The following is a 16,851-nucleotide window of genomic DNA, read 5'->3' on the forward strand; positions in this document are numbered from 1 at the left end:
GGCCATCCCTGCACAGCGTCGCTCGGAGGAGCCGTTCTCCACAGGAAGACCCGACGGCCACTGACGAGGGCGCCCCGCTCGCGACGATCGGGGCATGACAGACACCTCGATCCCGACAACGGTCCATCCGGACGGCCGACGCCGCCACCGACGGCGCCCACGCAGCGCCCTCGTGAGCGGCCTCGTGGCCCTGACCGTCCTCGCGGCGCCGGCGCTCCTGCCGTCGAGTTCCTCCGCGGACGACCTCGCGTTCCCGTACGTGAACCGCTTCGACTCCGCGGCCGGCGGCACCCTGAGCGGGGATGCGCAGGTCGTCGGCGGGCGACTCCGGCTCACGGACCAGACGACCCACCAGGCCGGCGCCTGGTCGACGGACGACACCTTCCGGTCGGACCTCGGACTCGACATCGAGTTCTCGTACTCGATGGACAACGACACCGGGGAGCTGGGGGCCGACGGGCTGCTCCTCTTCCTGGCGGACGGCCGTGCACAGCAGGGCGTCGGTGCCTACGGCGCAGCGCTCGGGTACGCCTGTCGGTCGAGCGCCACCCAGGGCGGTGGGCCACCGTGCGACCTCCCGGGGGTCCCGGGCGGGTTCGCAGCCGTCGCGGTCGACCACTACGGCAACTTCTCGCAGGACATCAACGGATCGGGTGTGGGGCGTCGCCCGGACTCGATCGTCGTGCGGGGGTCCGGTGACGGCACCACCGGCTACCGGTACGTCGACGGGGTGCCGGCGCCGGGCGGCACCCTCACCGAGGGCTCCGGGACGCGGCGGGTCCGGATCAGCCTCGTCCCGGGGGCGAGCGGCGAACTGTTCGTGACGGTCCGGCTCGAGGTCGGCGGCGTGCTGCAGACCGTCCTCGACCGCGTCCCGCTCCACGGGCGGGGGCAGGCGCCGCTGCCGGACACGCTGCGACTGGGATTCTCGGCCGCGACCGGTGACTACGCCGACGTCCACGAGATCGACGAGGTCCGGGTCTCCCAGCCCGTCGACCTCGGCGTCGCGCAGGACCTCCCGGCGTCGGCCCGGCCCGGAGAGCCCTTCAGCTACACCGTCACCGCGTCCGACGCCGGTCCGAACCGATCCGACCCGAGTGCCTTCCACGTGGACGTCCCGGACGGTCTGCGCGACGTGACGTGGTCCTGCAGCGCGACCGACGGGTCCGCCTGCGGCGCGAGTACCGGCACGGGAGACGTCGACGTCGCGCTCGACCTGCTCCGGGACGGCGCGGCCACGGTCACCGTGACGGGCACCGTCGCGGACGACGCCGTCGGGTCGCTCGAGAGCACCGCCACCGTCACTCCGCCGGCGTCCCTGGCGGACGTCGACGAGTCGGACAACCGGTCCGTCGCCTCGAGTCGTCTGGAGCCAGCACCTCGTGCCGAGGCGCAGCTCGAGACCGACAAGGCGGTGTCGCCCTCGACGGGCGTGGCACCGGGGGACGAGGTCGAGTACCGGGTGACGGCGAGGAACCGTGGGCCGGACCCTGCGCACGAGGTCGGCGTGGTGGACGACCTGCCGGCGGCGATGCGGTTCAGCGGGTCCGACGACGACTGCTCCGCCGAGGGACAGCACGTGACCTGTCGGTCCGACGAGGCGCTGGCGGTCGGCGGGACCCGGTCGTTCCGCATCCGCGCGGTGCTCGACCCGGACTACCGAGGTGACGGGTCCGACGTCGTGAACGTGGCGACCGCGACGTCCCCCACCGACCCGGACGGCGGGGACCCCTCGCCGGAGGTGTCGATCGGCGTCACGGTACCCGGCGACGGCGACGGCGACGGCGACGGCGACGGCGACGGCGCGGGGACGCCGCCGCCGACCCCGGTGGCGAGCGCGTCGCCCACGCCTGCTCCGGCCGCGTCGACGGGCGCCGGCGACGGACGGACCGCAGCTCGGGGGAACGGCACCGGAGCCCTCGCGTACACCGGAGCCGACGGGCTCGTGCTCCTCGCCGCCCTGGCTGCTGCCGCTGTCGGGCTCGGAGCGAGCGGATGGTGGGTCGCCCGGCGCAGGCGTGCGACCGACGACACCAACTGACCGACGACGCCACCGGACGACGGACGGTGCCGCCACCGGTCGAGGGCTGCCGGACCCCGACCGGTGCCGGCGCCTCCGGCCGAGCGCGGCTCCGGTCGGACGTCCGGGGCGCCGGCGGTAGACTCGGACCACGATCCGCATGCCCGAAAGAGGTCCTGTGTCCGACTCCGTGGACGACGCCGGCCAGCGCGCGCGGTACTGGCCGATCCCCGTCCTCCGGGCCGTCCCAGCCGCGGTCGTGGCCCTCGTCATTACCTTCTCGTCCAACCACGCCGCCGGCTACGGCCTGCTGCTCTTCGGCGGGTTCGTGGTCGTCGACGCCGTCGTGCTCGGGTGGGCCGCCCTCCGCCGGATGCCCGCAGACGGGCGGTCCCGGGCGACCACGCTCGTGCAGTCGGTGGTCTCCCTCGTCGCCGGCGTCGCCGCTCTCGCGACGAACGGCGTCGGGCTCCCGGCGTTCATCACGGTCGTCGTGGGTTGGGCCGTGCTGACCGGCGCCGTCGAACTCGCACAGGGGGTCCGCGCGCGCGGTCGATCGCCGTTCGCCCGCGACTGGACGACGATCGGTGGCCTCACGCTGCTGCTGGCCGTGGCGTTCCTGCTGACACCGCCGGACTACTCCCAGCAGCTCGGCGGCGTCGAGCAGGTCACCGGCACCCTGGACGCCGCCGTCGTCCTGGTCGGGCTGCTCGGCGCCTACCTCGCCATCGCGGCGGTCTTCCACGTGATCGCCGGACTCTCGCACAAGTGGGGCACGACGGCACCTGCCGCAGCCCCGGACGGAGCACCACACGCATGAGCACCCCCAGCCGTCGCGACCGCCTGCGCCCCGCCGAGCTCCTCGTGATCTCGGCGGTCGTCGCGGTGTTCACCGGAGCGGTCGTGCTCTTCTCCACGCGAGAGCTCGAACTCTCCCTGGTGTTCCTCGGAGTCGCGTTCATCGTGGTCGTCGTGATCCTCGCGATGCTGCAGCTCGCGGCCTCGAGCGACCAGGACGACAACGACATGCTCGGCGGCCACCGGTCGCCGGGTGAGCGGTCCGAGGGCGACGACTTCCACTGACCCCGCTACGGCGATCCTCGGCGTCCGCGCCGACACGCCCGAGCGTCCCGGTTCACGCCCTCGCTGTCAGGATCGGCACGCCGTCCGACACCGCTGTGTGAAGGGGGACCACCGATGGACGTGACCGCGCAGACGGACGAGGAGATCGTCCGTGCACTGGCGGCCGTCGTCGAGGATATCTGGGGGGACTGACGACCGGGAGGCACGGGGCGGACCCGTCCCGTGCCTCCCGTCCGCCGGTGGGTCGCGTCCGCACCCCGCACGCCCTCAGGGCACGCGGGCCGCGACGACGTCGCGGGCCAGCGTCCGCGTCGCGCGGTTCGGCTCCGGATCGGCGCGCATCGCCAGGCCGATGCGCAGGGGCTCGACCGCGTCCTCGAGCTCCAGGACGGCGCCGTCGTGCCGGACACCCGCGTCCGGCACGACACCGACGCCCAGTCCCGCCGACGCGAAGCGGACGACGGCGGGCATGTCGTTCATCTCGGCGACGACCCGTCGGCGGATGCCCAGCCGGTCGAGCGCCGTGTCGAGGATCGTCCGGTTGCCGAACCCGTGCGCCGTGTCGACGAACGGCTCCCCGGCGAGTTCGGCCAGCGACACCGACCGGCGACGTGCCAGCGGGTGGTCCGCCGCGGTGAAGACCCGGAAGGGCATCTCGCGCAACGGTTCGACCACCAGACCGGGCGGCACCGTCGGCAGCGCCGTGTACGCCAGGTCGAGCCGCCCAGCGACCAGGTCCTGCACGAGACCCGTCGTCCCCGTGGGCGAGGTCATGAGCTCCACCGCCACGAGCGGGTGCCGCTGCCGGAACCGTCGGAGCACCCCGGTCAGGTCGACGACGTCCATGCTCGTGAAGATCCCCAGGCGCACCCTGCCCCGCAGGTCGGCGTCGTCGACGGTCGCCAGGTCCCGCATCCGGTCGAGCGAGTCGAGCACGGACCGCGCGTGGGGGAGCAGGTGCTCGCCGGCGGTGGTGAGCACGAGACGGCGGCCCGTGCGGTCGAACAGTCGCACGCCGAGCGTTCGTTCCAGGGACGCGATGCCGGCGGAGACGGTCGACTGCGCGGCCCACAGCCGCTCGGCGGCCCGCGTCACGCTCCCCTCGGACGCGACGGCCACGAACTGTTCCAGCAGACGGGTCTCCATCGGATGAGTATCGACCGGATCGATGTCGATCATCAAGAGCGCCCGTTGGACTCGATGACTTGATCGGAGCACCATCGGAGCATGTCCTCGACCACCACCGCAGTCCCGGCTCCGCAGACCGGATCCCGCACCGTGCCCGCTCCGCGAGGGCGACGCGCGCACTCCCGCCGCCGCCACGGGTTCGGCTTCTGGGCCGTCGCCTTCGCGTTCCTGTCGGTGATGGCCTTCGCGACCGTCCCGGCGCCCCTCTACGTGATCTACCAGGCGCGTGACGGGTTCCCGACCTTCACCACGACGGTCGTCTTCGCCGCCTACGGCGTGGGGGTCGTCGCCTCGCTCTTCCTGGCCGGACACCTCAGCGACGTGCACGGACGACGTCCGCTGATCCTGGTGTCGATCGCCCTCGAGCTCGTCGCGGCCGTGCTCTTCCTGCTGTGGTCGGACGTCGCCGGGCTCGTCGTGGCGCGGTTCGTGACCGGACTCGGCGTCGGCCTGCTCACCGCGACCGCGACCGCGCACCTGGGGGAGCTCCGGGTCCGTGCGACCGGCTCGTCGTCGTCGGCGCAGGGAGCGAGCGTCGCCGCGGGCGCGGTCAACCTCGGCGGGCTGTCGATCGGCGCCCTGGTCGGCGGGGCGCTCGCCGAGTACGTCGGACAGCCGCTCGTGGTGCCGTACGTGGTGTTCGTCGTCGCCCTGGTCGTCGCGTTCGCGGTGGTCCTCGCCGCGCCGGAGACCGTCGAGCGTCCGGAGCAGCCGGTGCCGTACCGACCGCAGCGGATGGCTGCTCCCGACGGACAGGCCGGCGTGTTCTGGGCCGCCGGTACCGCTGCCTTCGCCGCCCTGGCCGTGCAGGGGCTCTTCACCTCGGTGGCGCCGACGTTCCTCGGCACCACGTTCCACGTCACCGACCGGCTCGCCGCGGGCGCCACCACGTTCGGGGTCTTCGCCGCGAGTGCCGTGTCGCAGATCGTCTTCGCGAAGCTGACCCAGCGACGCCAGATCCGGCTCGGTCTGGTGCTGCTCGTCGGCGGTCTCCTCGTGCTCGCGGTCGCCGCAGTGCTCCTGCAGGTCGCGGGCTTCATCGGCGGCGGGGTCGTCGCGGGTGCCGGTGTCGGGCTGCTCTTCCGGGCGTCGATCGCCCGAGCAGGGTCGCTCGTCGGGCCGGAGCAGCGCGGCGGGGTGCTCGCGGCCACGTTCCTCATCGCGTACGCGGGACTGACCGTGCCCGTCGTCGCGGTCGGCGCGGCGCTCCTGGTCGTGCCGACGCTCCCGGTGCTCCTCGGGTACGTGGCGTTCGTCGTCGTGCTCGCCCTGGTCGCCGGTCTGCGCCTGGCGGCCCACGCGGAGTAGTCCGCCGCGACGCGCTGTGCCGCGGGGTCCCGGATGGATCGAACCACGAGCACGACATCGAACCAGCAGTGCTCCCTGGTTCGATGTCGATCTCGTGGTTCGGCGCCGGGAAGGAGGGGCAGCGCACCCTCGGCGCGCCGATGCCGCCGACCGCCCCGGCATACTGGGGCGCATGCCCCAGCAACGCCGACGCCCGGCCGTCACCGTCGTCGCCGCGGTCGTCGCGGCCGGTCTGGTCGTCGGCGGCTTCGCCCTCACGGCACAGCGCAGCGGTGAGGACCCGGTGGTCGGCGGCGGGACCCCTGCCGGCACCCCGGGCACCACGGTCGACCGCAGCGCACCCGCTGCCGGCGGGATGACCCGCGACGGCACCGTCACCATCGAACGGACCGGCCCCGACCTGCCCGGCGCCGACGTGCTCGACCGCTGCGACTCCGACCGCCGCGCCGTGGTCGCCCGGTACGAGACCGCCGCCCTCGGACCGGTCGAACTGCAGTGCGGCACGTCCGGACAGGGCTACGAACACATCCGCGTCCGGCACACCGCCGACTGGCAGGACGTCGTCCGGGGCCACGGCTCACGGGACTGGGACGACGCGATGCTCACCGCCGTCCGGTCCGTGCTGGAGTCGCCGCCCGCCGGGTACCCGCAGGACGCCGGTGACGGCAAGGTCTGCTACGCCGCGGCAGTGCGCTTCGACGACGGGTCGCGACCGGCAGCGGAGCCGAACGTGCGGGTGATCGTGTCGGAGACGACCGACCGGGTGATCACCGCGTTCCCCACCGACGACGGCGGCTGCTGACCACACCGCACGCGCCGCACGGCTCGGTGCCGCGCCGTCCCTACGCGTGCACCTCGTGCTCGTGCCGCTGGTGCGACGCGGGCTCGAGTTGGAAGGTCGAGTGCTCCACCGGGACGTCGAAGTGCTCGGCGACGCACTGCTGCAACGCGTCGAGGATCCGCGGCGCGTGGGCGGTCGAGAAGCAGTGGTCGTCCACCACGACGTGCGCCGTGAGGTTCGGCACCCCGGTCGCCACGAGCGTCGCGTGCAGGTCGTGCACGGCGATGACGTGGTCGAGTTCGAGGATGTGCGCCCGCACGTCGTCCAGGTCGAGCCCGGGCGGTGTCGACTCGAGCAGCACGTTCGCCGTCTCGCGCAGCAGCCGGACCGCGCGCGGCAGGATGAGCAGCCCGATCAGGATCGCCGCGATCGAGTCGGCCCGCTCCCACCCGGTGACCGCGAGCACGGCGGCGGCGGCGATGACCGCGACGGACCCGAGGGTGTCGTTGAGCACCTCGAGCCGCGCCGCCCGCGAGGTGAAGCCCTCGCCCGACGCCCGGGCGAGCACCGCGTAGGCGACGAGGTTGCCGACGAGTCCGACCACACCGAACACGAGCAGCGGGCCGGCGTGGACCTCGGCGGGGACGAACAGCCGCTGGATCGCCGAGACGACGACGAAGACGCCGACCGCGAGCAGGATGGCTGCCTGCGCCGTGGCACCGAGCACCTCGGCGCGCTGGTAGCCCCACGTCCGTTGCGCCGTCGGTGAGCGGCGCGCGAGCCGGGTGGCGACCAGCCCGATGCCGAGGCCGCCGGTGTCGACGACCATGTGCCCCGCGTCGACGAGCAGCGCGAGGGAGCCGGTGACGACCGCGCCGACGACCTCGGCGAGCAGGATGCCCGCCGAGATGCAGAACGCGACGAGCAGTGCCCGCTCCGAAGCGCCGGCGTGCCCGTGCGCGTGGTCGTGTCCCATGCCTCGATCGTAGGGAACCGTGCCGACACCGTGCCAGGATCGGCAGCGTGACCCGGTCGCCCTACGAGCTGACGACGCCGGAGGACGTGCTCGCCCGGCTGCACCCACGACTGCGCACGTACTTCGGGGCGGTGCCGTCCGGTCACGTCGGTCGCGGCGAGGGCGTGTTCGCCGTCGTCGGGACGCCACGGCGCTGGGTCTGGCCGCTCCTCGCCGTCTTCGCACGGGACGCCGTGATGTTCCCCGTGTGGGAGCGGGACGTCCCCTTCACGGTCGAGAACCGCCCGGCTCGCGTCGGCCGCGGCGCCGTGGACGGCCGGGAGGCATCGGTCGCCGTGCGCGCGCACCGCACCTTCCGCTTCCGCTCCGGGAGCCGCACGATGGTGGACGCCATCGCCGCCGGACCGCACGGACTCGTCGACCACCTCGGTCGCCGTGGGCGCGTCAGCGCCCTGCTCCGGGCGGAGGTCGACGCGGACGGGCCGGACGCGGGCGCCCTGCGCCTGGTCTCCACCCGCGTGACGGTGCGCGCGCTGGGACGTGACCGGAGCCTCCCGGCCGTCGTCGCCCCGCGCGTGACGCTCGTGGAACGATTCGATGACGATGCCGACGTGCAGCGCGTGTCCCTGCGGCTCTCGGCGCCGCTGGTCGGCACGCTGTACCGGTACGAGGGCTCCTTCCGCTACCGGATCGAGCCCGATGCGAACGGGCCGGACACCGGACCAGGCCGGACAGCACGACGGGGGCAACGATGAGCGACGACACGACCGGCGCACCCAGGGGTCGCGCCGTGATCGCGGGAGCGGGCGGCTTCGTCGGGCAGTACCTGCAGCGCGCCTTCCGCGACGAGGGGTACGAGGTCGTCACGGTCGGACGCACCGGGGACGCGGTGTGGGGCAACACGCTCCGCATCCGCGAGCTCGTCGACGGCGCCGCGATCGTCGTGAACATGGCGGGGAAGAGCGTGAACTGCCGCTACGGACGTCGGAACCGGGCGGAGATCATGCGCTCCCGGGTCGACACCACGCTCGAGCTGGCCGAGGCGATCCGCACCGCCGAGCACCCGCCGCCGCTGTGGCTGAACGCCTCGACCGCGACCATCTACCGGCACGCCGACGACCGACCGCAGGACGAGGTGACGGGGGAGCTCGGCGAGGGCTTCTCGGTCTCGGTCGCCAAGGCGTGGGAGGACGCCCTGTTCAGCGCGGACCTGCCGCACACCCGCCGGGTCGCGCTGCGGATGGCGATCGTGTTCGGCGACGGCAGCGCGCTCGTCCCGCTGCTCCGACTGGCCCAGGCCGGCCTCGGCGGGCCGCAGTTCGACGGGCCGTGGTTCCCGACGCGTGCACGGCTCCGCGCGGGTACGTACCACCACGACCGGCACACGCGTGGGCGGCAGCGGTTCAGCTGGGTGCACATCGCCGACGTCCTCGGGGTGATCCGGTTCGTGCGCGACCACGAGGACATCGACGGGCCCGTGAACGTCTCGAGCCCGGAGCCGTCGGACAACCGGACCGTGATGGCGACCATCCGCGACGCGGTCGGGCGACGCTTCGGCCTGCCGACGTGGCGGTGGATGCTCGAGATCGGGTCGTTCGCGATCCGTACCGAGACCGAGCTCGTGCTGAAGAGCCGGTGGGTCGTCCCCACGCGGTTGCTCGAGGCGGGCTACGAGTTCCGGTACCCGCACCTGCGCGGCGCCCTCGCCGGGATCATCGCGGAGCGCCGGCAGCACCGGGGCTGACCGGCTGCGGCGTCTCGACGTCCTCCGGCGAGACCACCGGCACCGCGGCCACGGCCGGCGGCACGCGGCGCGTCCGCGACGACCACAGCACGGCGACCACCACCACGGCGCCCGCCACGACCTCGACCACGTCCGGCACCTCGCCGAACGCCGCCCACGACGCGAGCACCCCGATCACGGGCACGAGCATCGAGAACGGCGCGACGGTGCTCGACGGGTACCTGCCCATCAGGCGCGACCAGATCCCGTAGCCGACCAGGCTGCCCGCCACGACGATGTAGAGCAGGCCGAGGTCGGCCGGCAGCGCCGACGCGGTGAACGCCGTGCCGAACGCCTGCCCGACCCGCGCCGGGCCCTCGACGAGCAGCGACAGGGCGAACATCGGCACCGGCGGGACGACCGCCCACCACAGGGTCAGGTGGAGCGGGTTGACCGGGCCGGTCCGCCGCGTCGCGACGTTGCCGAGCGCCCAACCGAGGGCCCCGCAGAGCACGAGCACGACCGGCAGCAGCGCCGCGGTCTGCGCCCGGTGCACCGCGATGACGCCGAGGGCTGCGACGGCGACGGACACCCCGACGACCTGGCGGGCGGTGAGCTTCTCGCGCAGCAGCACCCCGGCGAGCACGACCGTGAACGGCGCCGACGCCTGGATCACGAGCGACGCGAGGCCCGTCGGCATCCCCGCTGCCATGCCGAGGTACAGGAACGCGAACTGCAGCACGCCGAGCGTCGCGCCGACGAGCACGATCCACCGGAACGGGACCTTGGGGCGCGGTACGAACAGGATCGTGGGCAGTGCCAGCAGGGTGAAGCGCACGGCCGCGAGCAGGAACGGCGGCCAGTGGTCGAGGGCGATCGCGGTCGCCGGGAAGTTCAGCCCCCACGCCACGGCGACGACGAGGGCGAGGATGCGGTCGCGGAAGAGCACGGATCGATCGTCCCGCACCCGAAGCGGTAGCACCAGCGCACGGTCCGACAGTGTCGTTGTAGGGTCCCTGCATGGTCGGCTTCGACATCGCCCTGCTGCCGGTCCTCCGCGAGCTCGCCGAGCGCGGCAGCGTCACCGCGGTCGCCGCCGCCACGCACCGCACGCCGAGTGCCGTGTCGCAGCAGCTCCGCACGCTCCAGCGCCAGGCCGGCGTGCCCCTGGTCGAGCGGGTCGGCCGCGGTGTGCGGCTCACCGCGGACGGACGGGCGCTCGCCGACATGGCCACCGGTGTCGCCACGGCGCTCGCCACGGTGGAGTCGGCGTGGTCCGAGCACCTCGCCGGGGTCGGCGGGACGGTCGACCTGGCGGTGTTCCCCTCGGCGGCCGAGCTGCTCCTGCCGGGGCTCCTCACCCGGATGCGGGCACACCCGGGGATCGTCCTCGAGCTCTCCGACGTGGACGTGAGCGAGGGGGAGTTCGCACCGTTGACCGCCGACCACGACGTCGTGATCGGCCACCGCCCGGACGGCGCCCGACGCGCCGACGGTGCCGCCGTCGGGACGGTCGCCCTGCTGCGGGAACCGCTCGACGTCGCCCTGCCGCTCGACCACCCGCTGGCCGACCGGGAGCGTGTCGGCATCGAGGACGTCGTCGACGAGACCTGGATCGGCGTGCCCGAGGACTACCCGATCGACCGCGTGCTCACCGCGTTGGCGGAGGCGTCCGGCACCCCGCCGTCGGTGGCGTTCCGCACGATCCACCTGCCGGTCATCGAGAACCTCGTCGCCGCGGGACACGGGATCGCGCTCGTGCCGCGGTACACGTCGGGGACGCGTGCGGCGGGACGGTTCCGGTTGGCGACGCTCGCGGACGTGCGGGCCGGCCGGCGCATCGAGGCGCTCGCCCGGCCGGACCGCGCGGTCCGACCCGCGGTCCGCACCGTCCTGGAGGCGCTGGTCGCCGAAGCGCGCTCCGTCACCACCTGAGGTGGTGCGGTGCGCGGCGGGGCCGCCCCGCGCCTCCCGTCCGGCCCGCCCGCTCGCGGACACGCGGGACGCAACGACGGCGACTGCTCGCAGGGGTGTACCGCTGCGAGGAGCCGCCGTCGTTGCGTGTTGCGGAAGGGTGCGGCCTATACGTCCAGGCGGTCGACGAGCTCGTCGGCCAGCCCCGTGTAGGTGCCGGGCGTCAGGTTCGTCAGCCGCGCCTTGGCACCCGACGAGATGTCGAGGCCGTTCACGAACGTGACGAGCTCGTCCTGGCCGATGCGCTTGCCACGCGTCAGCTCCTTGAGCATCGCGTACGGGTCCTCGATGTTCGACTGCCCGGCGGTGACCTCGGCGCGGATGACCGTCTGGATCGCCTCGCCGAGCACCTCCCAGTTGCCGTCGAGGTCCTCGGCGAGCCGACCCTCGTTCACCGCGATCTCACCGAGCCCGCGACGCAGGTTGTCGAGCGCGAGCAGCGAGTGGCCGAACGCGACGCCGATGTTCCGCTGCGTCGTGGAGTCCGTCAGGTCGCGTTGCAGGCGGCTCGTCACGAGGGTCTCGGACAGCGTCGAGAACAGCGCCGACGAGATCTCGAGGTTCGCCTCGGCGTTCTCGAAGCGGATCGGGTTGATCTTGTGCGGCATCGTCGACGATCCCGTGGCACCGGCCACCGGGATCTGCGTGAAGTACCCCATCGAGATGTAGGTCCACACGTCGGTCGCCAGGTTGTGCAGGATCCGGTTCGCGTGGCGCACCCGGTCGTACAGCTCGGCCTGCCAGTCGTGCGACTCGATCTGCGTCGTCAGCGGGTTCCACGTCAGGCCCAGGCCCTCGACGAACTCCTTCGACAGCGCGGGCCAGTCCGCCTCGGGGTCGGCGGCGAGGTGCGCCGAGAAGGTGCCCGTCGCGCCGGAGAACTTGCCGAGGTACTCGCCGTGCTCGATCTGCGTCAGGACGCGCTCGAGGCGGTAGACGACCACCGCGAGCTCCTTGCCGAGGGTGGTCGGCGTCGCGGGCTGGCCGTGCGTGTGCGAGAGCATCGGCACGGCGCGGAGCTGCTCGGCCATCGTGCGGAGCGTCGCCAGGACGGCGCGGTAGGCGGGCAGCCAGACCTGGTCGACGGTGTCGCGGACGGTCAGGGCGTACGACAGGTTGTTGACGTCCTCGCTGGTGCACGCGAAGTGCGTCAGCTCGGCGATCGCGTCGAGCCCGAGCTCGGACAGGCGACGGCGGACGAAGTACTCGACGGCCTTGACGTCGTGCCGCGTCGTGGCCTCGATCTCGGCGAGCTCCGCGATCTGGTCGTGACCGAAGGTCTCGACGACCCGGCGCAGCGCGGCCTTGTCGTCGATGCTCAGCGGCGAGGTGGTGAACATCGCGTGGTCGGTCAGGAAGATGAGCCACTCGACCTCGACCACGATGCGCGCGCGGTTGAGGCCGGCCTCGGAGAGGTGCTCGCCCACCGTGTGCACGACCGGGTAGTACCGCCCGTCGAGCGGGCTGATCGGCTGCGGGGGAAGGGGGGTCATGGGGCTCCCTGACGGACTGCCGGTTCGAGTTGGCGGAAGAGCGCCCGGCAGGCCCGCTCGACGGTCGAGAGCACTCGGTCGAACTCGTGCCGGTCCGCGTAGTACGGATCCGGTACGTCGGTCTGCTGGGGCCAGGCGTCGTCGTACCGCAGCAGGAGCGTCACCTTGGCGGCGTCGTCCATCGTCGGTGCCCACGAGCGCAGGACGCGTTCGTGGGAGCGGTCGAGTGCGACCACCAGGTCGAGGTCCGGGAACCGGTCCGGGTCGAACTGGCGGGCGCGATGCCTGCTGCCATCGTATCCGCGCGCTGCGAGCGCCGCGATCGTCCGCTCGTCCGCGGGCTCGCCGACGTGCCAGTCGCCCGTGCCCGCCGACTCGACGACGAAGCGGTCGGCCATGCCGGCGTCGGCGGCGACCTGCGCGAAGACGATGCCGGCCATGGGCGAGCGGCAGATGTTGCCGCTGCAGACGAACGAGACGCGGAACGGGGCGTCGGCGTCCGGGCTCATGTGCACATCATGGCGCACCGACGCGACGTCCGCGACGGCGGTCACGGACGCCGGCGGTCCAGCACCGGGCGCACGACGAGCCCGATGAGCCACGAGAACACGGCGAGCACGAACGCGCCGACGATGCCCCAGCCGAAGGACTCGACCTCGAGCCCGAAGCCGATCGTGTCCGAGATGCCGGCGACGATGAGCAGCAGCACGGCGTTCACGATCAGCGAGATCAGCCCGAGCGTCAGGACGTACAGCGGGAAGGCGACGATCCGGATGATCGTGCCGATGACCGCGTTCACGAGCCCGAACACGAACGCCACGAGCAGGAACGTGAGCACGACGGCGGTGGTGTCGCCGTCGCCGAACGGGGTGACGGTGACGCCGCTCACGATCAGGGTGGTGAGCCAGAGCGCGACGGCGTTGACGACGAGGCGGACGAGGAATCGCATGCCGCCATGATGCCCGTCGCACGCCGGACGGTGCCCGGTAGCCTGTGCGCGTGACTGACGAGCGCGTGCACATCCGGCCCGAGGTGGCCGTCCTCCCCGCGTACAAGCAGGGTCGGCAGGCCGCGCCCGACGCGTTCAAGCTCTCGAGCAACGAGAACCCGTTCCCGCCGCTGCCGGGTGTGGTCGAGGCCGTGCAGGCGCAGACCGCCTACAACCGCTACCCGGACGCCACCGCCCTGGCCGTCCGGGCCGTGCTCGCGAACCGTGCCGGGCTCACCGTCGACGAGGTCCACGTCGCGCCGGGCAGCGTCGCGATCCTGCACGAGCTGGCGAAGGCGACGAGCGGCCCCGGCGACGAGGTCGTCTACGCGTGGCGCTCCTTCGAGGCCTACCCGGGTGTCGTGACGGTCGCCGGTGCCACGAGCGTGCAGGTGCCGAACCGGCCGGACGGCGGGCACGACCTCGACGCCATGGCCGACGCGGTCACCGACCGGACCCGCATGGTGATCGTCTGCACGCCGAACAACCCCACCGGCCCGGTCGTGACGGGCGCCGAGTTCGAGGCGTTCATGGCGCGGGTGCCGTCGACCGTGCTCGTGGTGCTCGACGAGGCCTACGCCGAGTTCGTCACCGAGCCCACCGCGGTCCGCGGGACGCCGCTGCTCGAGCGGTACCCGAACCTCGTCGTCCTCCGCACGTTCTCCAAGGCGTACGGACTCGCGGGCCTCCGTGTCGGCTACGCGTTCGGGCCGTCGTACGTGCTCGACGCCGTCCGTGCCTGCGCGATCCCGTTGTCCGTGACGGCGCAGGGCCAGGCGGCCGCGCTCGCGAGCCTCGAGCGCGAGACCGAGCTGCTCGACCGGGTCGCCGAGCTCGCCGCGAGCCGGGACCGCATCGTCGCCGCGCTGCGCGGCCAGGGCTGGGACGTGCCGGACGCGCAGGGAAACTTCGTCTGGCTGCCGACGGGGGAGCTGACCGCGCACGCCGCAGAGCGGTTCGAAGCTGCCGGCATCATCGTCCGGGCCTTCGGGAACGAGGGGATCCGGGTGTCGATCGGGGAGCACGAGGCTGTGGAAACGCTCCTCGAAACGGCGGGGTCGCTTGTGGGGGACCTCCAGGCGGCCCGGTAGGCCCTGGCGTTACGCTGACCGACATGTCATTCCACGCCGCGGCCCCCGCGACGGCCACCGTCCGGATCCTCGACCTCGAGGGCCGGTTCGTGGAGACCGACGAGAACGCCGAGTACGCCGCCGTCGCGCGGGCGATCCCGGACGAGACCCTGCTGGCGATGCACCGCCGCATGGTGCTCACACGTCGGTTCGACCACGCGGGCCACAACCTCCAGCGCACCGGTCAGCTCGGCCTCTGGGTCCCGAGCCACGGACAGGAGGCCGCGCAGGTCGGCTCCGTCTTCGCCCTCCGTGCACAGGACCACGTCTTCCCGTCGTACCGCGAGCACGCCGTCACGATGCACCGCGGTGTCGAGCCGATGGAGATCATCGCGATGTACCGCGGCCAGACGCACGGCGGCTGGGACCCGGACGAGCGCGGCAACACGCACATCTCGACGCTGGTCATCGGTTCGCAGACGCTGCACGCGACGGGCTACGCGCTCGGTCAGCAGCTCGACGGCGACGTCGGCACCGGCGACCCCGACCGCGACGCCTGCACCATCGTGTACTTCGGCGACGGTGCGACCAGCCAGGGCGACGTGAACGAGGCGTACGTCTTCGCCGCGTCGACGAAGGCCCCCGTCGTCTTCTTCCTGCAGAACAACCACTGGGCGATCTCGGTGCCGGTGTCGGTGCAGTCGCCGACCCCGCTCGTCGACCGCCCGCGCGGCTTCGGGATCCCGAGCGTCCGCGTCGACGGCAACGACGTGCTCGCGTCGTACACGGCGTCCCTCGTGGCGACCGACCACGCCCGCTCGGGGCAGGGCCCGGCGTTCGTCGAGGCCGAGACCTACCGCATCGGCGCGCACACGAGCTCCGACGACCCGACCCGCTACCGCCTCGACGACGAGCTCGCCTCGTGGGTCGAGCGCGACCCGATCGCCCGTTCGGCCGCGTACCTGCGCAGCCGCGGCGTCACGGACGAGCAGCTCGCGCGCTTCGACGAGGAGGGCGAGGACATCGCCGCCGACGTCCGGCGGGCGACCGTGGCGCTGACCCCGCCGTCGGTGGACGTCATGTTCGACAACGTGTACCGCGAGCCGCACCCGGTCACCACCGCGCAGAAGGCCTGGCTCGAGCAGTACGAGGCCGGGTACGAAGGGGGCTCCCACTGATGAGCACGACCGAGCAGCTCTTCGACTACACGCTCCGTGCCCACCCGGGTGCCGGCGAGGTCCCCAGCGAGCCCGTGCAGACCCTGCCGATGGCCAAGGCGCTGAACGCCGGCCTGGCCGCCGCCATGGCCGCCGACGACAAGGTCCTGCTGATGGGCGAGGACATCGGCCAGCTGGGGGGCGTCTTCCGCATCACCGAGGGCCTGCAGGAGCGCTTCGGCGCCGAGCGCGTCCGGGACACCCCGCTCGCCGAGGCCGGCATCATCGGCACCGCGATCGGCCTGGCGCTGCGCGGGTACCGCCCGGTCGTCGAGATCCAGTTCGACGGCTTCGTCTGGCCGGGCTTCGACCAGATCACCTCGCAGCTCGCGAAGATGCAGAACCGCCTGCCGCAGCACATGTCGCTGCCGGTCGTCATCCGCATCCCCTACGGCGGCCACATCGGCGCCGTGGAGCACCACCAGGAGTCCCCGGAGGCGTACTTCGCGCACACCCCGGGTCTGCGCGTGGTCAGCCCGAGCACCCCGAACGACGCGTACTGGATGATCCAGGAGGCGATCGCGTCGAAGGACCCGGTCGTGTTCCTCGAGCCGAAGTCGCGCTACTGGCCGAAGGGCGAGGTCGACCTCGTCGACGGCCACGTCCCGATGCACACCACGCGCGTCGCCCGCACCGGCACCGAGGTGACCCTCGTCGGCCACGGTGCGATGGTGGCGACCCTCATGCAGGCCGCGGACATCGCCGAGGCCGAGGGCACCAGCTGCGAGGTCATCGACCTCCGCTCGATCTCCCCGATCGACTGGGAGCCGCTCCTGGCATCGGTCCGCAAGACCGGTCGTGTCGTCATCGCACAGGAGGCCTCCGGCTTCGTCAGCGTCGGCAGCGAGATCGCCGCGACCGTGGCCGAGCAGTGCTTCTACACGATGCAGGCGCCGCCGATCCGGGTGTCCGGCTTCGACGTCCCCTTCCCGGTGTCGAAGCTCGAACACCTCCACCTGCCGGACGCGGACCGTGTCCTCGAGGCCGTCGACCGCGCCCTCGCCTACTGACCGAACCGTCCGAACGTTCG

Annotated in this window: 17 protein-coding genes; 11 read left to right on the forward strand and 6 right to left on the reverse strand. The window is 72.9% G+C overall.

What is annotated here, in order from left to right; genetic code table 11:
* Positions 1 to 172: 172 nt before the first annotated feature.
* The 3 genes from ABIC52_RS15665 to ABIC52_RS15675 all read left to right on the forward strand — a co-directional run bounded on the left by ABIC52_RS15665 (position 173) and on the right by ABIC52_RS15675 (position 3,103).
* Entirely contained in the window at positions 173 to 2,041 is a 1,869-nt protein-coding gene (locus tag ABIC52_RS15665) for a lectin-like domain-containing protein (protein WP_354027774.1), read from the forward strand.
* Between the two features lie 157 nt (positions 2,042 to 2,198).
* A complete protein-coding gene (locus tag ABIC52_RS15670) occupies positions 2,199 to 2,840 on the forward strand; it encodes a DUF308 domain-containing protein (RefSeq protein ID WP_354027775.1) in 642 nt (213 codons plus the stop codon).
* Positions 2,837 to 3,103 (forward strand): hypothetical protein, encoded by a 267-nt coding sequence (locus ABIC52_RS15675; protein WP_126892032.1) that lies wholly within the window; start codon positions 2,837 to 2,839, stop codon positions 3,101 to 3,103. Before ABIC52_RS15670 ends, ABIC52_RS15675 begins: the two co-directional genes overlap by 4 nt.
* A 267-nt stretch (positions 3,104 to 3,370) precedes the next feature.
* Here ABIC52_RS15675 and ABIC52_RS15680 read toward each other — a convergent pair whose 3' ends face one another.
* Positions 3,371 to 4,282, reverse strand: a complete 912-nt coding sequence (locus tag ABIC52_RS15680; protein ID WP_354027776.1) for a LysR family transcriptional regulator — start codon at positions 4,280 to 4,282, stop codon at positions 3,371 to 3,373.
* 48 nt (positions 4,283 to 4,330) lie between these two features.
* Between ABIC52_RS15680 and ABIC52_RS15685 the strand changes: the two genes are divergently transcribed.
* Both ABIC52_RS15685 and ABIC52_RS15690 read left to right on the forward strand, forming a co-directional pair.
* Entirely contained in the window at positions 4,331 to 5,599 is a 1,269-nt protein-coding gene (locus ABIC52_RS15685; RefSeq protein WP_126892030.1) for an MFS transporter, read from the forward strand.
* A 172-nt stretch (positions 5,600 to 5,771) separates the two neighbouring features.
* Positions 5,772 to 6,401 (forward strand): hypothetical protein, encoded by a 630-nt coding sequence (locus ABIC52_RS15690; RefSeq protein ID WP_209676242.1) that lies wholly within the window; start codon positions 5,772 to 5,774, stop codon positions 6,399 to 6,401.
* Positions 6,402 to 6,441: 40 nt separating this feature from the next.
* Here the strand turns inward: ABIC52_RS15690 and ABIC52_RS15695 are convergent, their stop codons facing one another.
* Positions 6,442 to 7,356 (reverse strand): cation diffusion facilitator family transporter, encoded by a 915-nt coding sequence (locus ABIC52_RS15695; protein WP_209676245.1) that lies wholly within the window; start codon positions 7,354 to 7,356, stop codon positions 6,442 to 6,444.
* A 47-nt stretch (positions 7,357 to 7,403) separates the two neighbouring features.
* Between ABIC52_RS15695 and ABIC52_RS15700 the strand changes: the two genes are divergently transcribed.
* Entirely contained in the window at positions 7,404 to 8,111 is a 708-nt protein-coding gene (locus ABIC52_RS15700; protein ID WP_209676248.1) for a DUF4166 domain-containing protein, read from the forward strand.
* Positions 8,108 to 9,100, forward strand: a complete 993-nt coding sequence (locus ABIC52_RS15705) for an epimerase (protein WP_126892026.1) — start codon at positions 8,108 to 8,110, stop codon at positions 9,098 to 9,100. The genes ABIC52_RS15700 and ABIC52_RS15705 overlap by 4 nt, the downstream gene beginning before the upstream one ends.
* Here ABIC52_RS15705 and ABIC52_RS15710 read toward each other — a convergent pair.
* A complete protein-coding gene (locus ABIC52_RS15710; RefSeq protein WP_354027777.1) occupies positions 9,069 to 10,028 on the reverse strand; it encodes an EamA family transporter in 960 nt (319 codons plus the stop codon). The genes ABIC52_RS15705 and ABIC52_RS15710 overlap by 32 nt on opposite strands.
* Positions 10,029 to 10,099: 71 nt before the next feature.
* Between ABIC52_RS15710 and ABIC52_RS15715 the strand changes: the two genes are divergently transcribed.
* On the forward strand, positions 10,100 to 11,014 hold the full coding sequence (locus tag ABIC52_RS15715; RefSeq protein ID WP_209676259.1) for a LysR family transcriptional regulator: 915 nt from the start codon (positions 10,100 to 10,102) through the stop codon (positions 11,012 to 11,014).
* 146 nt (positions 11,015 to 11,160) lie between these two features.
* Here the strand turns inward: ABIC52_RS15715 and purB are convergent, their stop codons facing one another.
* The 3 genes from purB to ABIC52_RS15730 are packed head-to-tail and all read right to left on the reverse strand — an operon-like array spanning position 11,161 to position 13,495.
* Positions 11,161 to 12,546 (reverse strand): adenylosuccinate lyase, encoded by a 1,386-nt coding sequence (purB, locus tag ABIC52_RS15720; protein WP_209676261.1) that lies wholly within the window; start codon positions 12,544 to 12,546, stop codon positions 11,161 to 11,163.
* A complete protein-coding gene (locus tag ABIC52_RS15725) occupies positions 12,543 to 13,055 on the reverse strand; it encodes a low molecular weight protein-tyrosine-phosphatase (protein ID WP_126892022.1) in 513 nt (170 codons plus the stop codon). Before ABIC52_RS15725 ends, purB begins: the two co-directional genes overlap by 4 nt.
* Positions 13,056 to 13,096: 41 nt before the next feature.
* Positions 13,097 to 13,495, reverse strand: a complete 399-nt coding sequence (locus tag ABIC52_RS15730) for a phage holin family protein (protein ID WP_126892021.1) — start codon at positions 13,493 to 13,495, stop codon at positions 13,097 to 13,099.
* 50 nt (positions 13,496 to 13,545) lie between these two features.
* On the opposite strand from ABIC52_RS15730, the gene ABIC52_RS15735 reads away from it, so the two are divergent.
* The 3 genes from ABIC52_RS15735 to ABIC52_RS15745 all read left to right on the forward strand — a co-directional run bounded on the left by ABIC52_RS15735 (position 13,546) and on the right by ABIC52_RS15745 (position 16,831).
* The gene (locus ABIC52_RS15735) at positions 13,546 to 14,625 is read left to right on the forward strand and encodes a histidinol-phosphate transaminase (protein ID WP_126892020.1); all 1,080 of its coding nucleotides are present in this window, start codon (positions 13,546 to 13,548) and stop codon (positions 14,623 to 14,625) included.
* 23 nt (positions 14,626 to 14,648) lie between these two features.
* Positions 14,649 to 15,782: a thiamine pyrophosphate-dependent enzyme gene (locus tag ABIC52_RS15740; RefSeq protein WP_126892019.1), complete on the forward strand. Its 1,134-nt coding sequence runs from the start codon at positions 14,649 to 14,651 to the stop codon at positions 15,780 to 15,782.
* 89 nt (positions 15,783 to 15,871) lie between these two features.
* The gene (locus tag ABIC52_RS15745) at positions 15,872 to 16,831 is read left to right on the forward strand and encodes an alpha-ketoacid dehydrogenase subunit beta (RefSeq protein ID WP_209676581.1); all 960 of its coding nucleotides are present in this window, start codon (positions 15,872 to 15,874) and stop codon (positions 16,829 to 16,831) included.
* The last annotated feature ends 20 nt before the right edge of the window (positions 16,832 to 16,851 follow it).

This window comes from Curtobacterium oceanosedimentum (assembly GCF_040545555.1).
Taxonomy (GTDB): Bacteria; Actinomycetota; Actinomycetes; order Actinomycetales; family Microbacteriaceae; genus Curtobacterium.